The sequence below is a fragment of the Hanstruepera marina genome (genome assembly GCF_019880635.1).
Classification (GTDB): Bacteria; Bacteroidota; Bacteroidia; order Flavobacteriales; family Flavobacteriaceae; genus Hanstruepera; species Hanstruepera marina.
Genome location: NZ_JAINVX010000004.1, coordinates 237,963 through 258,579, shown reverse-complemented (window position 1 = coordinate 258,579; position 20,617 = coordinate 237,963). Strand labels below are relative to the sequence as shown.

The window sequence follows — 20,617 nt, the reverse complement described above, 5'->3', positions numbered from 1 at the left end:
ATGCAATCAATTTGGGGCAATTTGTTGTTTCTAATCTTATAAAAACTCGTTATTTCAGCGTTAAAATTCGTTTATTATTATCGTTAATTTTTAATGTTATTTCCGAATAATCATCATCTAAATTCTCAATAATTAAATCTGGCCATTCTATAAATTTCCAGTGTGTTGTATCTAAATAGTCTTCAATTCCAAAATCGTAGGCTTCTTCAATACTATTTATACGATACAAGTCGAAATGATAAATAACATCATTGTCTGTTACATATTCATTTACTATTGAAAAGGTTGGACTACTCACATCATCATCGCTTCCCAATTGCTCAACCAAAGCTTTGATTAATGTTGTTTTTCCAGATCCCATTTCACCATTAAACAAAATGGTCTTGGATTTTACCAATTTAATAATCTGGTCTGCAACAGTTTTTACATCATTTAAGCTATATTCAATAGTCACGTTCTGTAATCTTTCCATGCAATTATACATATTAAAATTGAGAAAAACTAAAAAAATGTGTATTTCATCGGATTTTTTTGCGTTACGTGGAGTTATTTTGGGTTTAAAACCACAAATGGAATAATCATTTCTTCTAATGAAACACCACCATGCTGATAGGTGTTTCTATAATAACTTACATAGTGGTTATAGTTGTTTGGATAGGCAAAAAACAAATCGTTTTTAGCAAACACAAACGAACTGCTCATGGTTATTGTTGGTAGATGTATGTTTTTTGGGTCTTTAGCAACCAAAACATCCTTGTCTTCATAAGTTAACGAGCGTCCAGTTTTATAGCGTAAGTTTAAACTAGTATCCTTGTCACCAATAATTTTAGAAGGATTTTTGACATTTATGGTCCCGTGGTCTGTAGTTAAAATTAATTTAAAGCCCAATTGTTGTGCTTGTTGAATCATTTCAAGTAATGGTGAATTTTTAAACCAACTTGTTGTAAGTGAGCGATAGGCTTTGTCATTTGAGGCGAGTTCTTTAACAACATCCATTTCGGTTTTAGAATGCGAAAGCATATCAACAAAATTATAGACAACCACAGTAAGATCATTATCTTTTAGTCCTTTGAAATTGTCAACTAATTTTTTTCCGTTTTTTAGATTGGTAATCTTGTAATATTCATGTTTAAGGTGGTTTAATCCCAATCGTTTCATTTGAGCCTCTAAAAATTCAGCTTCATGTAAATTCTTACCCCCTTCGTCGGTATCATTTTTCCATAGGTTAGGGTGCATTTTTTCCATGTCGGCTGGCATTAAACCTGAAAAAATAGCATTTCTAGCATATTGAGTTGCTGTTGGTAAAATGCTATAAAACGGAGTCTCTTGTTCTTTTTTGTAGTAGTTGTTTACAATAGGTTCAAAGGCTTTCCACTGGTCATAGCGCAAGTTATCTATTACTACCAATAATGTTGGTTGTTCTTTGCTTAATTCGGGAACGACCCTGTTTTTAAATAAATTATGCGACATGGTAGGTGCATCTACATGTGGTTCAAACCAGCTCGGGTAGTTTTTGTCAATAAACTTTCCGAACTGTGTATTAGCTTCCGTTTTTTGGGATTCTAAAATTTCAAACATACCCGTATCCTCAATATCTTCTAATTGCATTTCCCAGTAAATCAATTTTTGGTAGAGGTTGGCCCACTCTTCAAAATTATTTACCATAGTTAAATCCATGGCAATTTTTCTGAATTCTTGCTGATAATTAGAAGTTGTCTTTTCGGAAACTAATCGAGAGTGGTCTAAATTCTTTTTTAAACTTAAAAGAATCTGATTGGGATTTACAGGCTTAATGAGATAATCGGCTATTTTATTGCCTATGGCTTCCTCCATGATGTATTCTTCTTCACTCTTGGTAATCATAACCACAGGAAGTGTGTCGCGTTTGGCCTTAATTTCGTTTAAGGTTTCAAGACCGGTTAGACCAGGCATGTTTTCATCCAGAAATACAATATCAAAGGTTTTATCGTCTAAAACTTCAATAGCTTCGGTTCCGCTCTTGCATGTTGTAACATTATAGTTTTTTTGTTGAAGAAAAATAATATGAGGCTTTAATAAATCAATTTCATCGTCAACCCAAAGAATATTTATATTGTTCATGTATATTTGTTTATGTAATTATAGAATTTAAAAGACTTGCTTAAAACTAACAAACTTAAAATATTTAACGACCCAATTTACGGTTTTATTACCATTCCCAATTCGGTAATTTTTAATTTAATTGAGCATAATTATTTTCAACGCCTGCGACGTATTTCACAAATGGGCATGTCATATTTGGTATATCCTGGAGCTCATCATACCCGTTTTCATCACGCGATAGGTTGTATGCATTTAATGCAAAAAGCCGTTCAGACACTTCGTTTTAAAGGTGTTAGCATTTCCAATGACGAAGAAAATGCTTTGTATATAGCTATTTTATTGCACGATATAGGTCACGGCCCTTTTTCGCACGCCATGGAGCATAGTATCGTAAATGGCATTTCCCACGAGCAGATTTCGTTGTTGTTTATGGAGGATTTGAACCGTGAATTTAACGAAAGTTTAACGCTGGCCATAACTATTTTTAAGGGCGATTATCATCGCAAGTTTCTGTGTCAACTAATATCGAGTCAGTTGGATATGGATCGAGCCGATTATTTAAAGCGTGATAGTTTTTATACAGGTGTATCTGAAGGTAATATAAATAGTGAACGCTTGATAACCATGCTTAATGTGGTTGATGATGCCTTGGTGATAGAGGAAAAAGGAATTTATAGCGTAGAAAAATTTTTAGTGGCTCGCAGATTGATGTATTGGCAGGTTTACTTGCACAAAACAGGTTTGGTGGCTGAACAATTATTAACACGCATGTTGCAACGAGCCAAGGAATTAACCAAACAAGGTGTGGAACTGGATTCTAGTGAACCATTGACATATTTTTTAAAACATGATGTGTCATTCGATAATTTTAAGTCTGATGAACTTAAAATGTTTGCCAGACTTGATGATTATGATATTATATCGGCTATGAAAGCTTGGCAGCACCATCCGGATTTTGTTTTAAGTAATTTAAGTGAAATGATAATCAATAGGCATCTGTTGAAAATTAAAATTAAAAAGAACAGTATAAAGCCTAAACAGCTTTCAAAGCATATTGAAAACTTAAAAACTGAATACAGAATTTCAGATTATGAAGCCAGCTATTTTGTTTTTTCAGGATCCATTTCAAACCAAGCTTACGAGCAAGGTACGCAGGATATTAATATCCTGTATAAATCTGGTAAAATTGTAGATATTGTTAAGGCTTCAGATCAATTAAACTTAAAAGCGCTCACAAAACCAGTTACTAAATATTTTATATGCTACCCTAAAGATAAAATGTGATACATTTTTTCTATTTTTGCTCCTAATGAAATTCACAGCAGAACAAATAGCAGGTATTTTAGAAGGTGACATTGTAGGTAATGCACAAGTTGAAGTTTCTAAACTATCAAAAATAGAGGAAGGAACAGAAGGTTCCTTGACCTTTTTGGCTAATCCAAAATATACACAATATATATATACTACAAAAGCTTCAATTGCTATTGTAAACAAAAGCTTTGTTCCAGAACATGAACTTGAAACAACTTTAATTAAAGTTGAGGATGCTTATAAATCGTTTTCTAAATTATTGGAGTATTATAATCAGATTAAGTTGAATAAGTTAGGGATTGACAATCCAACGTCAATTTCAGAATCAGCAACTTTGGGTGATAATATTTATGTAGGGGCATTTACATTTATAGGAGACAATGTCAAAATAGGTGACAATGTAAAGATTTTCCCCAATAGTTATATAGGTGATAACGTAGTAATTGGTGATAATTCAATTTTGTTTTCTGGTGCTAAAATATATTCAGAGTGTGTTGTAGGTAAGAATTGTGTAATTAACTCTGGAGCCATAATTGGAGCTGACGGTTTTGGTTTTGCACCAAACGAAAAAGGTGAGTATAATAAGGTGCCTCAAATAGGTAATGTAATACTCGAAGATTTCGTTGATATTGGTGCTGCAACAACTATAGATCGTGCTACATTAGGGTCAACTATTATTAGACGTGGGGTTAAATTAGACAATCAAATTCAAATAGCCCATAACGTAGAAATTGGTAAGAATACCGTTATAGCTGCTCAAACCGGAATTGCGGGCTCAACCAAAATTGGCGAGAATTGCCAAATAGGTGGCCAAGTCGGTATAGTAGGGCATATTACCATTGGCAATAATGTAAAAATACAGGCACAGTCTGGAATTGGTAGAAATGTAGTAGATAATGAGGTTTTACAGGGTTCTCCAGCTCTTGGTTATGGCGACTACAATAAATCTTATGTGTATTTTAAAAACCTACCACGATTGGCAAAAACTATAAATGATATTGAAAAAAAAGTAAATGGGAATAATTAATACTGATATTAAGCAGAAGACCATCAAAAATGATGTGTCGCTTAAAGGCGTAGGATTACATACAGGCAAAGATGTTGTGTTAACATTTAAACCTGCTCCAGAAAATTCAGGATTTGCTTTTAAACGTATTGATTTAGAAGGCAGTCCAATAATTGAAGCAGATGCTAACTACGTAACCAACACACAAAGAGGCACCTGTTTAGAAAAAAATGGTGTTACTATCCAAACATGTGAGCATGTTTTAGCTGCATTGGTTGGTTTAGATATTGATAATGCTATTTTAGAACTTGACGCTTCTGAACCACCAATAATGGATGGTTCTTCAAAGTTCTTTGTTGAAGCATTAGAAAAAGCTGAAGTTGTAGAGCAAGATGCAAAGCGCGAAGTTTATGAAGTAACCGATGTCATTTCGTATACAGATGAAGATTCAGGAAGTGAAATTTTGGTTATGCCATCTAGCGAATATCAAGTTACAACTATGGTAGATTTTGGCACTAAAGTTTTAGGTACTCAAAATGCTTCTATTAAACATATTTCAGAATTTAAAGACGAAATTTCAGATTCTAGAACTTTTAGTTTCTTACATGAAATTGAAATGTTGTTGGAGCATGGGTTAATCAAAGGCGGCGATTTGAACAATGCTATAGTTTATGTAGATAAAGAGTTATCACCTGAAACTATGGATAAATTACGCGTAGCTTTCAAAAAAGACAATATTGCTGTAAAACCAAACGGAATTCTGGATAATTTAACGTTACATCACCCTAACGAAGCTGCTAGGCACAAGTTGCTTGACGTAATAGGTGACCTGGCACTTATACGAACACCCATAAAAGGAAAGGTTATTGCCAACAAACCCGGACATTTTGTCAACACGCAATTTGCAAAAAAAATGTCTAAAATCATTAAAAATGAGCGCCGTAACCATGTTCCAAATATCGATTTGAATCAAGAGCCTTTAAAAGATGTGAATGAAATAATGGCTATGTTGCCACATCGTCAACCCTTTTTGTTAATCGATAAAATTTTCGAGTTAAGTGAATCTCATGTCATTGGTACTAAAAATGTAACGATGAATGAGCCTTTTTTTGCTGGTCATTTCCCAGGGGCTCCGGTCATGCCAGGTGTTCTAATAGTAGAGGCTATGGCGCAAACAGGAGGGATTTTAGTATTAAGTACCGTTCCAGATCCTGAAAACTATTTAACCTTCTTTATGAAAATAGATAATGTTAAATTCAAGCAGAAAGTGGTGCCTGGTGATACCTTGATTTTTAAATGTGATTTAATAACGCCTATTAGACGTGGTATTTGCCATATGCAAGGTTATGCATATGCTAATGGCAAATTATGTGCTGAAGCAGAATTGATGGCACAAATTTCAAAAGTAAAATAAACAAACAAATGAACAGAGCCAATGTGAAAATTTGGGTTAGTTCTGAAAAACTAATAGGCGAATATATGTTTTCCTATATATCAATAATAAAATTACTAAAATGAATCAACCTTTAGCATACGTACATCCTGGAGCAAAAATTGCCAAAAATGTCGTTATAGAACCTTTTGCAACTATTCATAATAATGTTGTAATTGGTGAGGGTACATGGATTGGTAGTAATGTCACTATTATGGAAGGTGCGCGAATTGGTAAAAATTGTAATATTTTTCCTGGCGCAGTTATTTCTGCAGTTCCACAAGACCTTAAATATAATGACGAAGATACAACCGTAGAAATAGGAGATAATGTAACTATTCGAGAGTGTGTGACCATAAATAGAGGTACTACCGATAAAATGAAAACGGTAATTGGTAATAATTGCTTAATAATGGCCTATTGCCATGTGGCTCACGATTGTATTGTTGGGAACAATTGTATTTTTTCAAATAATAGCACTTTGGCTGGTCATATTAATGTTGGTGATTTTGTTGTGCTTGCTGGAATGACCGCTGTGCATCAGTTTTGCTCAATTGGTAACCATGCCTTTGTAACAGGAGGTTCATTAGTAAGAAAAGATGTGCCGCCATTTGTTAAGGCAGCACGAGAGCCCTTATCTTATGTTGGTATTAATTCCGTGGGATTGCGACGACGCGGGTTTTCAACAGAAAAAATTAGAGAGATTCAAGACATATATAGAATACTTTATCAAAAGAATTATAACAATACCCAAGCTGCAGAAATTATTGAAGCAGAGATGGAAGCTACTCCAGAACGTGACGAAATTCTTCAATTTATTAAAGATTCGCAGCGTGGTATTATGAAAGGATATTTTAAATCAAATTAAGTTTATGGCTAGTACATCAGATATTAGAAATGGATTATGCATCAGGTATAATCATGATATTTATAAAATTATAGAGTTTTTACATGTAAAGCCTGGTAAAGGTCCAGCGTTTGTAAGAACAAAATTAAAAAGTGTAACAACAGGGAAAGTTATTGACAACACCTTTTCAGCAGGACATAAAATTGATGATGTTCGTGTAGAAACCCACAAGTTTCAGTTTTTATACCACGATGGTGAATTCTATCATTTTATGAACCAAGAAGATTATACGCAAATTAGATTATTGGAAGCTGCTTTAGATAGGCCCGATTTAATGAAAGAAGGCGAAGTGGTTACTATTTTAATCAATTCAGAAGATAATATGCCGCTTTCTGTAGAAATGCCAGCGAGTGTGATTTTAGAAGTAACGCATACAGAGCCTGGTGTAAAAGGGAATACAGCTACAAATGCTACAAAGCCTGCAACTGTTGAGACCGGTGCTGAAGTTAATGTGCCTTTATTTATAAATGAAGGCGATAAAATAAAAATAGAAACCGAAAAAGGTACGTACAAAGAACGTATTAAGGAATAAGGTGAAGTTCCCAAAAGCATATACTTTACAAGAAATTGCCAATTTAATCAGTGTTGATTTTGTTGGTGATAAAAATTTTCCGGTATTGGGCATGAATGAAATTCATGTTGTAGAACCTGGAGACATTGTTTTTGTTGATCACCCAAAGTATTATGATAAGGCCTTGCAATCTGCTGCAACTATTGTTTTAATTAATAAAGAAGTTGATTGTCCTGACGGTAAGGCATTATTGATTAGTGATGATCCTTTTCGCGACTTTAATAAGCTCACCAAACACTTTAAACCATTTCAATCATCAAACTCTTCAATTTCCAGTTCAGCAAAAATTGGAAAAGGATCTGTTATTCAACCCAATTGCTTTATAGGAAATAATGTTACAATTGGTGATAACTGTGTTATACATTCCAATGTCAGTATTTATGATGATACGGTTATAGGTAATAATGTAACAATTCATGCAGGAACAGTTTTAGGAGCCAGTGCCTTTTATTACAAAAACCGTCCTGAAGGTTTTGACCAACTATTATCTGGAGGTCGTGTAATAATTGAAGATCATGTCCATATTGGAGCTGCTTGTACAATTGATAAGGGTGTAACTGGTGATACTACTATTGGCGAAGGTTCTAAATTGGATAACCAAATTCAAGTAGGGCATGATACAATAATTGGAAAAAAATGTCTTATTGCTTCTCAAGTCGGAATAGCTGGCTGTGTTATTATAGAAGATGAAGTAACCATTTGGGGACAAGTTGGAATGACCAGTGGAATTACCATCGGAGCAAAGGCTGTTATTTCTGCGCAATCAGGAGTCAGTAAATCACTAGAAGGTGGTAAAAGCTATTTTGGTACTCCTGCAGATGATTTTAGATCAAAATATAAAGAAATAGCATCAATTAAAAAGATTCCTGAAATATTGGAAAAATTAAATAAAAAATAAATGAGCCCTAAAAAATTAATACAATCTTTTTACGAATCCGATCTGGCAAATGATTTAGGCTTAATTGAAAAGTTTTATCACCAAGACTGTAAGGTATATTGGAATAGTAGCATGGGATTTCGTGAACGCGATTTTTCAGGAGTTTATAATTTTTTTAAGGGCGTAACAGAATCTTATGATAGTTTAAGATTTCAGTTAAGTCATCTATTGTCAGAAGGAAACCAAGTAACAACACGATATACATTGTACGCAAGAACAATAGAATCTACTGAAGAAGAAATTCCATTGGCTCACTATATGTGCATTATTGAAATTAAAGATAATAAGATTTATCGTGTTTATGAAATGAGTCAGCCTGCAGATAATGATACACTAAATTCAAATGCATTCAATAAAATAAATTCGTAAAATACTTTTACAAATAGTATGCAAAAGACTACTTTTGTAGTCGATTAAAAAACAACAAAAATCAAACTTAAATGAGCGTTTTAGTTAATAAAGATTCAAAAATAATAGTCCAAGGATTTACTGGTAGTGAAGGTACTTTTCACGCTGGTCAAATGATTGAGTATGGTACAAATGTAGTAGGAGGAGTAACACCTGGTAAAGGTGGACAAACCCATTTAGATAAGCCTGTTTTTAATACAGTACAGGAAGCTGTGGAGAAAGTAGGTGCTGATACGACTATAATATTTGTTCCTCCGGCTTTTGCCGCAGATGCTATTATGGAAGCTGCAGACGCAGGAATTAAAGTTATTATTACGATTACAGAAGGTATTCCTGTTGCAGACATGATTGTTGCTTCAGATTACATAAAAGATAAAAATTGTCGTTTAATTGGCCCCAACTGTCCAGGTGTTATAACACCAGAGGAAGCAAAAGTTGGTATTATGCCAGGCTTTGTATTCAAAAAAGGAAAAGTTGGTATTGTTTCTAAATCAGGAACCCTAACATACGAAGCGGCAGATCAAGTTGTAAAACAAGGTTTAGGTATTACCACAGCAATTGGTATTGGTGGTGACCCAATTATTGGAACGACAACCAAACAAGCTGTTGAATTATTAATTAACGACCCGGAAACTGAAGCAGTTGTAATGATTGGGGAAATAGGCGGTCAGTTGGAAGCTGATGCTGCCAATTGGTATAAAGAAAGCGGAAGTAAAAAACCTGTAGTTGGTTTTATTGCTGGCGAAACAGCTCCAGCAGGGCGAACTATGGGACACGCTGGTGCTATAGTGGGTGGTAGTGATGATACAGCTCAAGCTAAAAAGAAAATCATGAGAGCTTGCGGTATCCATGTCGTGGATTCACCTGCTGAAATAGGAAAGAAAGTAGCTGAAGTTTTAGCTTAAAAGCTTATAATATTCTGTTAAAAACCTTACAAAATCTTGTAAGGTTTTTTTATTTGATGCAACTTGTATTTATTATATTTGACAAACAACCAATCTCAACATTGAAACATGAAATTATTAGACGGTAAAACAGCCATAATAACTGGAGCTAGTAGAGGAATAGGTAGAGGGATAGCTCAAGTTTTTGCACAACAAGGTGCTAATGTAGCATTTACATATAGCTCTTCTGTTGAAGCAGCAAATGAATTAGAAAAAGAATTAAACGCTTTAGGTATTAAAGCAAAGGGGTATAAGAGCAATGCTGCTAGTTTTCAAGAAGCTCAAGAACTTGCCGATGCAGTTGTAGCTGAATTTGGAAGTATAGATGTGCTTGTTAATAATGCAGGAATTACTAAAGACAATTTGCTTATGCGAATAAGCGAAGAAGATTTTGATACAGTTATAGAAGTGAATTTAAAATCTGTTTTTAATATGACCAAAGCCGTACAGCGTACTATGTTAAAACAACGTAAGGGATCAATTATAAATATGAGTTCTGTTGTTGGTGTAAAAGGGAATGCTGGACAAACTAATTATGCGGCTTCAAAAGCAGGTATTATTGGATTTTCCAAATCAGTGGCTTTAGAATTAGGCTCGAGAAATATTAGAAGCAATGTTATTGCTCCAGGTTTTATTGAGACTGAAATGACCGCCAAACTAGATGAAGATACCGTGAAAGGATGGCGAGAAGCAATCCCGTTAAAGCGAGGTGGAACTCCAGAAGATATAGCTAATGCTTGTGTGTTCTTGGCAAGTGATATGTCTGCTTATGTTACTGGTCAAACTTTAAATGTAGATGGAGGTATGTTAACATAAAATGTCAAATACAGTAATCTTATATATTGTAATATCTGGAATTATAGCGCTATTAGTAGCGCTTTTTCAGTATAGATATAAGGTGAAACATAAATTGTCCGTTAATAATTATTTATTGGTGCTACGATTTATTACAGTATTTGCGGTCATTCTATTATTGTTAAATCCAAAAATTGAACAGTTGTCTACTTTTTATGAAAAGCCTAGTTTGGTTGTAGCAGTAGATAACTCTAATTCTATATCGTTCTTAAACCAAGATTCTTTAGTTGAAAATATAGTCGGTAAAATACGAAACCATCAAGAATTAAATGAAAAATTTAATATTGATTTTTATGCTTTTGGAAATGAATTGAAGCTTTCTGATAGCTTGTCATTTCAAGATAAACAAACCAATCTTGACAACTTATTTGATGGTTTAAATGATGTTTATAAACAAACGGTTGCTCCAACTATTATTTTGTCTGATGGAAATCAAACCTATGGTAGCGATTATAGTTTTGCAACAAGAGCATATAAACAGCCTATTTTCCCTGTAATATTGGGTGATACAGTAGCGCACATCGATTTAAAGATAGAGCAATTAAACGTCAACAAATATGCATTTTTGAAGAATAAATTTCCTGTTGAGGCTATAGTCGTTTATAATGGTGATGAAGAGTTCAACCCAAAATTTACAGTTAAAAGTGGTAGCTCTACGGTTTATTCGTCAGTATTAAAGCTCGATAAGAATAGCAATTCAGCTGTTGTGAATTTTACACTGCCGGCAAATAAAGTTGGGACATTTTCTTATCAAGTTAGTGTAGAACCCATAACAAGTGAATTAAATACACAAAACAATATTAAAAATTTTGCTATTGAGGTTGTGGATGAGAAATCTAAAATAGCAATTGTTAGCGATTGGCTTCATCCAGATATTGGCGCCTTAAAAAAGAGTATTGAAAGTAATCAACAGCGAACAGTAAGTATTTTAACTGCAAAAGAATACGAAAATCAAATTAACGATTTTCAATTAGTTGTTCTATATCAGCCTAACAATCGCTTTAAGTCAATTTATGAAAAACTTGAGGCTTCTAAAAGTAATAAATTGGTTATTACAGGTACAAAAACTGATTGGAATTTCTTAAATCAAGTGAATTCATTTTACACGCAAAAAAACTCGGCACAAACAGAAAATTATTTAGCATCACCAAATCAAAATTACAATGTATTTATTATAAATGAGCTAGATTTTGAATCCTTTCCGCCTTTAAAATCAAAATTTGGTAATGTTGAGTTTACGATTCCTTTTGAAACCGTGTTATTTAAAAAAATAAGAAACACAACAACCAACAATCCATTGATGGCTAGTTTTGAAATAAATGGAAGGAGAGAAGCCATTATTTTTGGAGAAGATATTTGGAAATGGCGAGCACAGTCCTTTTTAAATAAAAATTCGTTTAATCCTTTTGATAATTTCACAGGAAAGTTGGTTCAATATTTATCTACAAATAAACGCAAAGAACGCTTGACTTTAGACTATAATTCTTTTTACGAAGGCAACTCAAACGTGATTATTAAGGCACAGTATTACAATAAAAACTATGAATTTGACAATCGTGAAAATTTAGTTGTTTCTGTAATGAATGACAGTACAAAAGTTGTTAGAGATTTTCCGTTTGTTTTGCGAAATAATAATTTTGAAGTCGATTTAAGTAGTTTACTACCTTCAGATTATAGTTTTACTGTAAAAACCACAACGGATAATTTAAGTAAATCAGGTAAATTTAAAATCCTGGAATATAATATTGAGGAACAGTTTTTAAATGCCGATGTAACAAAAATGCAGGCATTGGCTAATAATAGCTATGGAAAAGCCTATTTCCCTAATACATCTCAAGATTTGATTAGTAGTTTATTAAATGATAATCGCTTTGTAGCTATTGAGAAAAGCACAAAAAATACAGTACCTTTGATAGATTGGAAATATTTACTTGCCTTAATAGCTATGTGTTTAGCTTCGGAATGGTTTATTAGAAAATATAACGGACTTATTTAATTTAAAATTTCAAAAATGGAAAAATTGCCAAAAATTGGGTTGCCAATTATTATTACAGTTATAGTCTTATTTGTTCTTGTTACAAAATCTATTGTAACTATTGATTCTGGTTATGCTGGAGTTTTATATCAGTTGGGTGGAGGAGTAGATCCCGATAGCGATCCTCTTGGAGAAGGGATTAATTTCGTAGCACCATGGAATAGTGTTATTGAGTACGAGGTACGACAACAGGAAATACCAGAGAAAATGTCAGTTTTGTCTTCAAACGGATTGGATATTAAATTGGATGCTTCAGTATTATATCAGCCAAAGTACTCACAATTGCCACGATTGCATAAAGAAAAAGGAAAAGATTACCTGCAACGTGTTTTACAGCCAGCGGTTCGTTCTGCAGCTAGAAGTGTAGTAGGGCGCTATACACCAGAGCAGTTGTATTCTACGAAACGTGACGCCATTCAGGCAGAAATTTATGAAGAAACCAAAAAAATTGTTGAAGATCAATACATTCAATTGAATAGTATTTTAATTAGAGATGTTACACTACCTCCAACTATTAAAGATGCAATTGAGCGCAAATTAAAACAAGAGCAAGAATCGTTGGAATATGAATTTAGATTGGTTACAGCCCAAAAAGAAGCCGAACGCCAACGTATAGAAGCTCAAGGTAAAGCAGATGCAAACAGAATATTAAGCGCCTCGTTAACTGATAAGATTTTACAAGACAAAGGTATTGAAGCCACCATTAAATTATCGGAGTCACCAAACTCAAAAGTAATCGTTATAGGTTCTGGCGATTCAGGAATGCCTATTATACTTGGTAATCAGTAGAGTTCAAAAAAAACCTAAAAACATTTGGATATATAAAATTATTTTTTGAAAATTTGTTCGGAAGAAAAAGACAAATGAATTTTATTCAATTACATCATCATCATTTTCATACTTGCACTCAAGCGAGCTGAAGATGTATTGAATAAAAACCAAGATATTTTTAAAACCGTTTGAGTAAATCAAGCGGTTTTTTATTTCTATCACATTAGAAATCTCTCCAAAAGATTTACTCAGACAACAAAAAAAGAATAATGAGTAAATTAAAAATTGCAGTTCAAAAATCGGGTCGGTTACACGACGATTCAATGAAAATCCTTAAGGAAATAGGTATTTCAATAGACAACGGTAAAGATCAACTTAAGGCATCAACCAGAAATTTTCCTTTAGAAGTATTTTATTTGAGGAATGGTGATATACCACAATATCTTAAAGATGGTATTGTAGATGCTGCTATTATTGGAGAAAATGTCCTTATAGAAAAAGGGAATGGAATTTCAATAATTGAGAAATTAGGTTTTTCTAAATGTAAAGTTTCTATAGCCATTCCTAAATCACAAACCTTTATATCTATAAAAGATTTACAAGGAAAGCGCATAGCTACATCTTACCCAAATACTGTAAATCATTTTTTGGCTAAAAACAAAATTAAAGCAAAATTGCATATTATAAATGGGTCAGTTGAGATAGCGCCTAATATTGGATTGGCTGATGTTATAGTAGATATTGTATCTAGTGGCAACACGCTATTTAAAAATGGTTTAAAAGAAGTAAAGGTGTTACTAAAGTCAGAAGCCGTTTTAGCGGTCTCACCAAAAATATCTGATGAGAACCAAGCTATTTTGGATAAAATTCAATTTAGACTTCAATCCGTCTTAAAAGGAAGACAAAACAAATATGTTTTACTGAATGCCCCAAATGAAAGGCTAGATGCAATTGTTAGTATTCTACCTGGAATGAACAGTCCAACAATACTGCCTTTGGCAAAAGAAGGTTGGAGTTCCCTTCACTCTGTAATTAATAAAAATGAATTCTGGGATGTAATTAATGAGCTCAAGGATAATGGTGCAGAAGGAATTTTAGTTTGCCCAATTGAAAATATGGTATTATGATAGTAATTGAAAACCCAAAAAAAGAAAATTGGTCAAGAATATTAAAACGACCCACCCAAACGGTTCATGATATAGAAAATACAGTAAATCTAATTTTTGATGATGTGAAACGTAACGGAGATCAAGCAGTTTCTAAATATACTTGTATGTTTGATGGTGCAATTTTAAATGATTTTAGGGTTGCCAAAGCTGAAATTGATTTAGCTAATTCGCGTATATCCGATGATTTAAAAGCGGCTATTCAAGTTGCAAAATCCAATATCACAAAATTCCACATAGCTCAAAAAACTAAGCGTATAGAAGTCGAAACCACAACTGGGGTTAAATGTTGGCAAGAAAAAAGGGCTATTAATAAAATAGGATTATACATACCTGGAGGAACAGCACCTTTATTTTCTACGGTTTTAATGTTAGCAATCCCAGCTAATATTGCAGGCTGTGAAGATATTGTTTTGTGTACACCGCCCAATAAGAATGGAAAAATTGCAGATGAAGTTTTATATGCAGCAAATTTATGTGGCATAACCAAAATATTTAAAGTAGGAGGTATTCAAGCTATTGCAGCTTTAACCTTCGGAACAAATAGTATCCCAGAAGTGTATAAAATATTTGGTCCTGGAAACCAATTTGTTACCGTAGCTAAACAATTAGCTACGAAATACGGTATAGCTATAGACATGCCTGCAGGACCAAGTGAACTACTCATTTTTGCAGATAATGCTGCAATTCCAAGATATGTGGCTTCAGATTTATTAAGTCAAGCTGAACATGGAACAGATAGCCAAGTTATTTTAGTATCTACTTCTAAAGATTTGATTAAAAAAGTGACTTTAGAAATTAAAAAACAAGTTGTAGATCTTCCACGAATGGAAATCGCAAAAACAGCAATTAAAAACTCAAAAGCCATACATCTAAAATCTGATAGAGATGCTTTGCAATTAATAAACAGCTATGGACCAGAACACGTTATTATATGCTCTAAAAACGAAACATTTTTTGTTGATGGCATTCAAAATGCAGGTTCTGTCTTTATAGGTAATTACACACCAGAAAGCGCAGGTGACTATGCGTCTGGGACAAACCACACATTACCGACAAACGGATTTTGTAAAGCGTACTCAGGAGTTAATCTTGATAGTTTTACAAAAAGCATCACGTTTCAAAAAATAACTAAAGCAGGAATAAAAAATATAGGAAGTGTTATTGAGTTAATGGCAGAAGCAGAAGGCTTGAAAGCTCATAAGAATGCGGTTTCTTATCGACTAAAAGACTTAAAACAATGAATATAGAACTTTTAATAAGAGGCAATGTAAAATCACTAAAACCGTACTCATCTGCTAGAGATGAATTTAAGGATATATCAAGCGATTTGGTTTTTCTAGATGCTAACGAAAATCCTTTTGATAATGATATGAATCGTTATCCAGATCCCCAACAATTTGTTTTAAAAAACAGGTTGTCTGAAATTAAGAATATTCCAATTAATAATATTTTGTTAGGTAATGGGAGTGATGAAATTTTAGATTTAATTTTTAGAGTGTTTTGCGAACCAAATCAGGATAAAGTAATCACGTTACCACCTACCTATGGAATGTATAATGTATTGGCAAATATCAATGCAGTAAAAAATATTGAAATTCCGTTGCGCAGTATAGATTTTCAGCCCGATATTGATGAAATTTTAAGAGCCGCGAATAAGCGTACTAAACTTTTGTTTTTATGTTCTCCAAATAACCCAACAGCCAATAGCTTTAATCCAGAGTTAGTTGAAAAATTATTAAACCAATTTAAAGGTATAGTGATTATTGATGAGGCCTATATAGATTTTTCAAAGCAAGAAAGTTGGTTAAGCAGGCTCGATGAATTTCCAAATTTAATTGTAACACATACTTTATCAAAAGCATATGGAATGGCAGGAATTAGACTTGGTATTTGTTACGCTTCAAAAACTATTACAGATGCATTACATAAAATTAAGCCACCATACAATGTAAATGAATTAACGCAACAAAAGGCTATAAAACGACTAATGAACAGTTCAAATGTTGTTCAAGAGGTAAATTATTTAATAGAACAAAAAGCACAATTAGTCGAGCAATTAAAACACATTGAATGTATTGAAAAAATATTCCCATCTGATGCCAATTTTATTTTAATAAAAGTTGATAGTGCAATTAAACGATACAATCAACTTATTAAAAAAGGCATTGTTGTCAGAAATAGGACAAATGAAACCAATTGCGATAATTGCTTGCGCATTACTATTGGAACAGAAAAAGAGAACAAAAAATTAGTAAAAATTTTCAATGAATTTAAATAAAATGGTCAATCCAAACTTATTGTGAAATCCATAATAGAGTATAAATCAAATAGATTCCTGATTTTACAATATAAACAAGATAAATATGAAAAAAAGAGTATTATTTATAGATAGAGACGGCACACTTATTAAAGAACCAGCAGACGAGCAAATAGATAGTTTTGAAAAGCTAGTGTTTTATCCAAAAGTATTTCAATACTTAAGTAAAATTGCAAAAGAACTTGATTTTGAAATAGTAATGATTACAAATCAAGACGGATTGGGAACAGAAACCTATCCAGAACAAACATTTTGGCCAGTTCACAATTTTATATTGAAAACATTTGAAGCAGAAGGCATTGTTTTTAAAGAACAATTTATTGATAGAACTTTTGCAAATGAAAATGCACCAACTCGTAAACCAAATACGGGTTTACTAACTCAATATTTTTCTAATGATTACGATTTAGAAAATTCATTTGTTATTGGTGATCGCCTTACAGATGTAGAACTGGCAAAGAACTTAGGGGCTAAAGGTATCTTTATAAATAATAATACCAATTTAGGCGCCAATGAGATTACCGTTCATGGAGATGAGCTAGATTCGTTTATAGCATTGGAAAGTAATGATTGGGAGAGAATATACATATTTCTTAAAACCAAAAATAGAACAGGCAGTATTAAACGAAATACAAACGAAACGAATATTGAAATTTATTTGAACCTAGACGGAACTGGAAAAAGCAAAATAGACACAGGTATTGCGTTTTTCGATCACATGCTGGATCAAATAACTAGACATGGTCAACTAGATTTAAATATTAAGGTTAACGGTGATTTAGAGGTTGATGAACACCACACCATTGAAGATACTGCAATAGCGTTAGGCGAACTATTTGCAATTACGTTAGGCGATAAATTAGGCATAGAGCGCTATGGTTTCTCTTTGCCTATGGATGACTGTTTGGCACAAGTTGCTATTGATTTTGGAGGAAGAAACTGGTTGGTCTGGGAGGCTGATTTTAAACGTGAAATGGTTGGTAAAATGCCTACAGAGATGTTTATGCACTTTTTTAAATCGTTTACAGATGGCGCCAAATGCAATCTCAACATTAAAGCAGAAGGTACTAACGAACACCATAAAATAGAAGCCATTTTTAAAGCCTTTGCTAAAGCTATAAAAATGGCAATAAAGCGCGATGTAGAAAGAATGATTCTACCATCCACTAAAGGCGTATTATAATGAATGTTGTAATCATAAATTATGGTGCTGGAAATATAAAGAGTATACAATTCGCGTTCAAAAGACTGGGAGTTGATGCCATTTTATCAAATAATCCTGAAAAAATTGAATCGGCAGATAAGATTATATTTCCTGGTGTGGGAGAAGCGAGTTCAGCTATGAAAATGCTTAAAAACAGTGGTCTCGATATATTGATTCCAAAACTTAAGCTACCTGTTTTGGGAATTTGTTTAGGCATGCAACTTATGTGCCTGGAAACTGAAGAAGGCAATACAGAAGGACTCGGGATTTTTAACACGAAGGTTAAACGATTTAGTACAAGTTCAAAGGTGCCTCAAATGGGATGGAATACTATTTATAATTTAAAATCTGAATTATTTAAAAATGTAAATGAATATGAATTTATGTATTTAGTGCATAGTTATTATGCTGAAAATTGTCAAGAGTGTATATCAACAACCAATTATCAATTAGAGTATGCTTCTGCTTTGCAAAAAAATAATTTTTATGGTGTACAATTTCATCCAGAAAAAAGTAGTCAGGCAGGAGAACAAATTTTAAAAAATTTTTTAGAATTATGAGAATAATACCAGCAATAGATATTATAGAAGGAAAATGCGTTAGGCTTAAGAAAGGTGATTATAGCACCAAAAAAGTATACAACGAAAACCCACTGGAAGTAGCGAAGCAATTTGAAGATTCTGGTGTAGAGTATCTTCATTTAGTAGATTTAGATGGGGCTAAAGCAAAACATATTATTAACTATAAAGTATTAGAAATGATAGCTTCAAAAACAAATTTGAAGATTGATTTTGGAGGAGGATTAAAATCAGACGAGGATTTACAAATTGCCTTTAATTCTGGGGCGAAACAAGTTACTGGCGGTAGTATTGCGGTTAAGCATGAAGACACCTTCAAAAATTGGATTTCACGTTATGGAGCTCAAAAAATAATTCTTGGAGCTGATTGTAACAAGCAAAAAATTGCTATAAGTGGATGGACAGAAAAGAGTAATATTAATGTAATACCATTCATTAAAAAATACCTAGAGGCTGGAATTACTTATGTGATTTGTACTGATATTTCTAAAGATGGCATGTTAGAGGGGGCATCAGAAGAGCTCTACAAAAGAATAATAAAATATTGCCAAACAAATCTAAATACGTTATCTCTAAATTTAATAGCTTCTGGAGGAGTAACTAAAATTGAAGACCTACAAAATCTAAAGAGTATTGGTTGTGAAGGAGCAATCATAGGAAAAGCTATTTACGAGAATAAAATATCATTAAGAGAACTGGAAAATTTTATTATTAATGCTAACTAAAAGAATCATTCCTTGTTTAGACATTAAAAACGGACGAACCGTAAAAGGCATCAATTTTATGGATTTACGTGATGCCGGTGACCCTGTTGCTTTAGCCAAGAAATATGCAACGATAGGAGCTGATGAATTAGTGTTTTTAGATATTTCGGCTACAAGAGAAGGACGTAAAACTATGCAAGATCTAGTTTTAAAGGTGGCGGAACAAGTAAATATTCCTTTTACTGTGGGTGGTGGTATTTCATCTGTAGAAGATGTGGATATATTGCTTAAAAATGGGGCTGATAAAATATCGGTAAACTCATCAGCAGTGAAGCGTCCAGAATTAATAAACGAGTTGGCCAACAGGTATGGAAGTCAATGTGTTGTTGTGGCAATTGATGCAAAAAAAAATAATGATGAATGGATAGTTTATTTAGCCGGTGGAACTATTCGTACAAAACTCAATCTATTTGATTGGGCAAAAGAGGTCGAACAACTTGGTGCTGGAGAAATATTATTCACTTCTATGAATAATGATGGAACTAAAAAAGGTTTTGCAAATGGTGCATTAGCCAAATTATCAACACTCGTTAATATACCAATAATAGCATCTGGTGGAGCGGGCACAGTTCAGCATTTTACTGATGTTTTTAGAAGAGGTAATGCCGACGCAGCTTTAGCAGCAAGTGTATTTCATTTTGGTGAAATTGATATTATTGATTTGAAGCAAGAACTAAAGAATAAAAATATAGAAGTTAGGCTATGAATATAGATTTCAACAAAAATAACGACGGACTAGTTCCAGCAATTATACAAGACGATGTAACTAACGCTGTACTGATGTTAGGTTATATGAATAAAGAAGCTTTAGAAAAAACAAAGTCAACCAAGTTGGTGACGTTCTTTAGCAGAACTAAAAATCGACTATGGACAAAAGGCGAGGAGAGTGGCAATGTACTTAACCTTGTATCTGTTAAATCAGATTGTGATCACGATTCGCTACTTATTAGAGTAAATCCAGAAGGACCAACTTGTCATAAAGGATCTGATACATGCTGGAATGAAGAAAACAAATCAAAACATGGATTTATCTCCAAATTGGAATCTATAATTGAAAACAGAAGAAATAATTCTTTAGAAGATGAATCTTACGTGGCATCATTATTTGCAAAAGGCATTAATAAAATAGCGCAAAAAGTAGGTGAGGAAGCTGTGGAATTAGTTATCGAATCTAAAGACGACAATAATGATTTGTTTTTAAATGAAAGTGCTGATTTACTCTTTCATTATTTAATTTTATTGCAAGCTAAAGGTTATAAATTATGTGATATTGAAAAGGTCTTAAAAAAAAGGCATTAGAATTTCTAATGCCTTTTTTAATCTTTA

21 protein-coding genes are annotated in these 20,617 nt (G+C 33.1%); 19 read left to right on the top strand and 2 right to left on the bottom strand.

Annotated elements, in window-relative coordinates; genetic code table 11:
- Window positions 1-49 precede the first annotated feature (49 nt).
- Both tsaE and porX read right to left on the bottom strand, forming a co-directional pair.
- Window positions 50-472, bottom strand: coding sequence for a tRNA (adenosine(37)-N6)-threonylcarbamoyltransferase complex ATPase subunit type 1 TsaE (gene tsaE, locus K7G76_RS12050; protein WP_255573010.1), 423 nt, complete (start codon window positions 470-472; stop codon window positions 50-52).
- Window positions 473-546: 74 nt separating this feature from the next.
- The gene (gene porX, locus K7G76_RS12045; RefSeq protein ID WP_223034477.1) at window positions 547-2,100 is read right to left on the bottom strand and encodes a T9SS response regulator signal transducer PorX; all 1,554 of its coding nucleotides are present in this window, start codon (window positions 2,098-2,100) and stop codon (window positions 547-549) included.
- 36 nt (window positions 2,101-2,136) lie between these two features.
- On the opposite strand from porX, the gene K7G76_RS12040 reads away from it, so the two are divergent.
- From K7G76_RS12040 to hisIE, 19 genes are all read left to right on the top strand, one after another.
- On the top strand, window positions 2,137-3,366 hold the full coding sequence (locus tag K7G76_RS12040; RefSeq protein WP_223034476.1) for an HD domain-containing protein: 1,230 nt from the start codon (window positions 2,137-2,139) through the stop codon (window positions 3,364-3,366).
- 25 nt (window positions 3,367-3,391) lie between these two features.
- Window positions 3,392-4,420 (top strand): UDP-3-O-(3-hydroxymyristoyl)glucosamine N-acyltransferase, encoded by a 1,029-nt coding sequence (gene lpxD / locus K7G76_RS12035; protein ID WP_223034475.1) that lies wholly within the window; start codon window positions 3,392-3,394, stop codon window positions 4,418-4,420.
- On the top strand, window positions 4,407-5,813 hold the full coding sequence (locus tag K7G76_RS12030) for a bifunctional UDP-3-O-[3-hydroxymyristoyl] N-acetylglucosamine deacetylase/3-hydroxyacyl-ACP dehydratase (RefSeq protein WP_223034474.1): 1,407 nt from the start codon (window positions 4,407-4,409) through the stop codon (window positions 5,811-5,813). The genes lpxD and K7G76_RS12030 overlap by 14 nt, the downstream gene beginning before the upstream one ends.
- A 100-nt stretch (window positions 5,814-5,913) precedes the next feature.
- Complete coding sequence (gene lpxA, locus K7G76_RS12025) at window positions 5,914-6,699, top strand: acyl-ACP--UDP-N-acetylglucosamine O-acyltransferase (protein ID WP_223034473.1); 786 nt, start codon at window positions 5,914-5,916, stop codon at window positions 6,697-6,699.
- Between the two features lie 4 nt (window positions 6,700-6,703).
- A complete protein-coding gene (efp, locus tag K7G76_RS12020) occupies window positions 6,704-7,270 on the top strand; it encodes an elongation factor P (RefSeq protein WP_223034472.1) in 567 nt (188 codons plus the stop codon).
- A gap of 1 nt (window position 7,271) precedes the next feature.
- A complete protein-coding gene (locus K7G76_RS12015; RefSeq protein WP_223034471.1) occupies window positions 7,272-8,207 on the top strand; it encodes a UDP-3-O-(3-hydroxymyristoyl)glucosamine N-acyltransferase in 936 nt (311 codons plus the stop codon).
- Complete coding sequence (locus K7G76_RS12010) at window positions 8,208-8,615, top strand: nuclear transport factor 2 family protein (protein ID WP_223034470.1); 408 nt, start codon at window positions 8,208-8,210, stop codon at window positions 8,613-8,615. It begins immediately after the preceding gene.
- A 71-nt stretch (window positions 8,616-8,686) separates the two neighbouring features.
- Entirely contained in the window at window positions 8,687-9,559 is an 873-nt protein-coding gene (gene sucD / locus K7G76_RS12005; protein WP_223034469.1) for a succinate--CoA ligase subunit alpha, read from the top strand.
- A gap of 108 nt (window positions 9,560-9,667) precedes the next feature.
- Window positions 9,668-10,414 (top strand): 3-oxoacyl-[acyl-carrier-protein] reductase, encoded by a 747-nt coding sequence (gene fabG / locus K7G76_RS12000; RefSeq protein WP_223034468.1) that lies wholly within the window; start codon window positions 9,668-9,670, stop codon window positions 10,412-10,414.
- 1 nt (window position 10,415) lies between these two features.
- Window positions 10,416-12,449 carry a VWA domain-containing protein gene (locus K7G76_RS11995; RefSeq protein ID WP_223034467.1) on the top strand — a complete coding sequence of 678 codons (2,034 nt, stop codon included), beginning with the start codon at window positions 10,416-10,418 and terminating at the stop codon, window positions 12,447-12,449.
- Window positions 12,450-12,464: 15 nt separating this feature from the next.
- On the top strand, window positions 12,465-13,277 hold the full coding sequence (locus tag K7G76_RS11990; RefSeq protein ID WP_223034466.1) for a prohibitin family protein: 813 nt from the start codon (window positions 12,465-12,467) through the stop codon (window positions 13,275-13,277).
- A 251-nt stretch (window positions 13,278-13,528) separates the two neighbouring features.
- A complete protein-coding gene (gene hisG / locus K7G76_RS11985) occupies window positions 13,529-14,386 on the top strand; it encodes an ATP phosphoribosyltransferase (protein ID WP_223034465.1) in 858 nt (285 codons plus the stop codon).
- Window positions 14,383-15,669 carry a histidinol dehydrogenase gene (gene hisD, locus K7G76_RS11980; RefSeq protein WP_223034464.1) on the top strand — a complete coding sequence of 429 codons (1,287 nt, stop codon included), beginning with the start codon at window positions 14,383-14,385 and terminating at the stop codon, window positions 15,667-15,669. The genes hisG and hisD overlap by 4 nt, the downstream gene beginning before the upstream one ends.
- Window positions 15,666-16,706 (top strand): histidinol-phosphate transaminase, encoded by a 1,041-nt coding sequence (gene hisC, locus K7G76_RS11975; protein WP_223034463.1) that lies wholly within the window; start codon window positions 15,666-15,668, stop codon window positions 16,704-16,706. Before hisD ends, hisC begins: the two co-directional genes overlap by 4 nt.
- Before the next feature lie 85 nt (window positions 16,707-16,791).
- Window positions 16,792-17,928 carry a bifunctional histidinol-phosphatase/imidazoleglycerol-phosphate dehydratase HisB gene (gene hisB / locus K7G76_RS11970; RefSeq protein ID WP_223034462.1) on the top strand — a complete coding sequence of 379 codons (1,137 nt, stop codon included), beginning with the start codon at window positions 16,792-16,794 and terminating at the stop codon, window positions 17,926-17,928.
- The gene (gene hisH, locus K7G76_RS11965; protein WP_223034461.1) at window positions 17,928-18,509 is read left to right on the top strand and encodes an imidazole glycerol phosphate synthase subunit HisH; all 582 of its coding nucleotides are present in this window, start codon (window positions 17,928-17,930) and stop codon (window positions 18,507-18,509) included. The genes hisB and hisH overlap by 1 nt, the downstream gene beginning before the upstream one ends.
- Window positions 18,506-19,252, top strand: a complete 747-nt coding sequence (gene hisA, locus K7G76_RS11960) for a 1-(5-phosphoribosyl)-5-[(5-phosphoribosylamino)methylideneamino]imidazole-4-carboxamide isomerase (protein WP_223034460.1) — start codon at window positions 18,506-18,508, stop codon at window positions 19,250-19,252. Before hisH ends, hisA begins: the two co-directional genes overlap by 4 nt.
- Window positions 19,242-19,997, top strand: a complete 756-nt coding sequence (hisF, locus tag K7G76_RS11955) for an imidazole glycerol phosphate synthase subunit HisF (RefSeq protein ID WP_223034459.1) — start codon at window positions 19,242-19,244, stop codon at window positions 19,995-19,997. Before hisA ends, hisF begins: the two co-directional genes overlap by 11 nt.
- Window positions 19,994-20,590: a bifunctional phosphoribosyl-AMP cyclohydrolase/phosphoribosyl-ATP diphosphatase HisIE gene (hisIE, locus tag K7G76_RS11950; protein ID WP_223034458.1), complete on the top strand. Its 597-nt coding sequence runs from the start codon at window positions 19,994-19,996 to the stop codon at window positions 20,588-20,590. Before hisF ends, hisIE begins: the two co-directional genes overlap by 4 nt.
- Window positions 20,591-20,617: the final 27 nt, after the last annotated feature.

Coding starts and splice junctions, on each gene's coding strand:
- tsaE (WP_255573010.1), bottom strand. CDS start 472: ATGGAAAGATTACAGAACGTGACTATTGAATATAGCTTAAATGATGTA.
- porX (WP_223034477.1), bottom strand. CDS start 2,100: ATGAACAATATAAATATTCTTTGGGTTGACGATGAAATTGATTTATTA.
- lpxD (WP_223034475.1), top strand. CDS start 3,392: ATGAAATTCACAGCAGAACAAATAGCAGGTATTTTAGAAGGTGACATT.
- K7G76_RS12030 (WP_223034474.1), top strand. CDS start 4,407: ATGGGAATAATTAATACTGATATTAAGCAGAAGACCATCAAAAATGAT.
- lpxA (WP_223034473.1), top strand. CDS start 5,914: ATGAATCAACCTTTAGCATACGTACATCCTGGAGCAAAAATTGCCAAA.
- efp (WP_223034472.1), top strand. CDS start 6,704: ATGGCTAGTACATCAGATATTAGAAATGGATTATGCATCAGGTATAAT.
- K7G76_RS12010 (WP_223034470.1), top strand. CDS start 8,208: ATGAGCCCTAAAAAATTAATACAATCTTTTTACGAATCCGATCTGGCA.
- sucD (WP_223034469.1), top strand. CDS start 8,687: ATGAGCGTTTTAGTTAATAAAGATTCAAAAATAATAGTCCAAGGATTT.
- fabG (WP_223034468.1), top strand. CDS start 9,668: ATGAAATTATTAGACGGTAAAACAGCCATAATAACTGGAGCTAGTAGA.
- K7G76_RS11995 (WP_223034467.1), top strand. CDS start 10,416: ATGTCAAATACAGTAATCTTATATATTGTAATATCTGGAATTATAGCG.
- K7G76_RS11990 (WP_223034466.1), top strand. CDS start 12,465: ATGGAAAAATTGCCAAAAATTGGGTTGCCAATTATTATTACAGTTATA.
- hisG (WP_223034465.1), top strand. CDS start 13,529: ATGAGTAAATTAAAAATTGCAGTTCAAAAATCGGGTCGGTTACACGAC.
- hisD (WP_223034464.1), top strand. CDS start 14,383: ATGATAGTAATTGAAAACCCAAAAAAAGAAAATTGGTCAAGAATATTA.
- hisC (WP_223034463.1), top strand. CDS start 15,666: ATGAATATAGAACTTTTAATAAGAGGCAATGTAAAATCACTAAAACCG.
- hisB (WP_223034462.1), top strand. CDS start 16,792: ATGAAAAAAAGAGTATTATTTATAGATAGAGACGGCACACTTATTAAA.
- hisH (WP_223034461.1), top strand. CDS start 17,928: ATGAATGTTGTAATCATAAATTATGGTGCTGGAAATATAAAGAGTATA.
- hisA (WP_223034460.1), top strand. CDS start 18,506: ATGAGAATAATACCAGCAATAGATATTATAGAAGGAAAATGCGTTAGG.
- hisF (WP_223034459.1), top strand. CDS start 19,242: ATGCTAACTAAAAGAATCATTCCTTGTTTAGACATTAAAAACGGACGA.
- hisIE (WP_223034458.1), top strand. CDS start 19,994: ATGAATATAGATTTCAACAAAAATAACGACGGACTAGTTCCAGCAATT.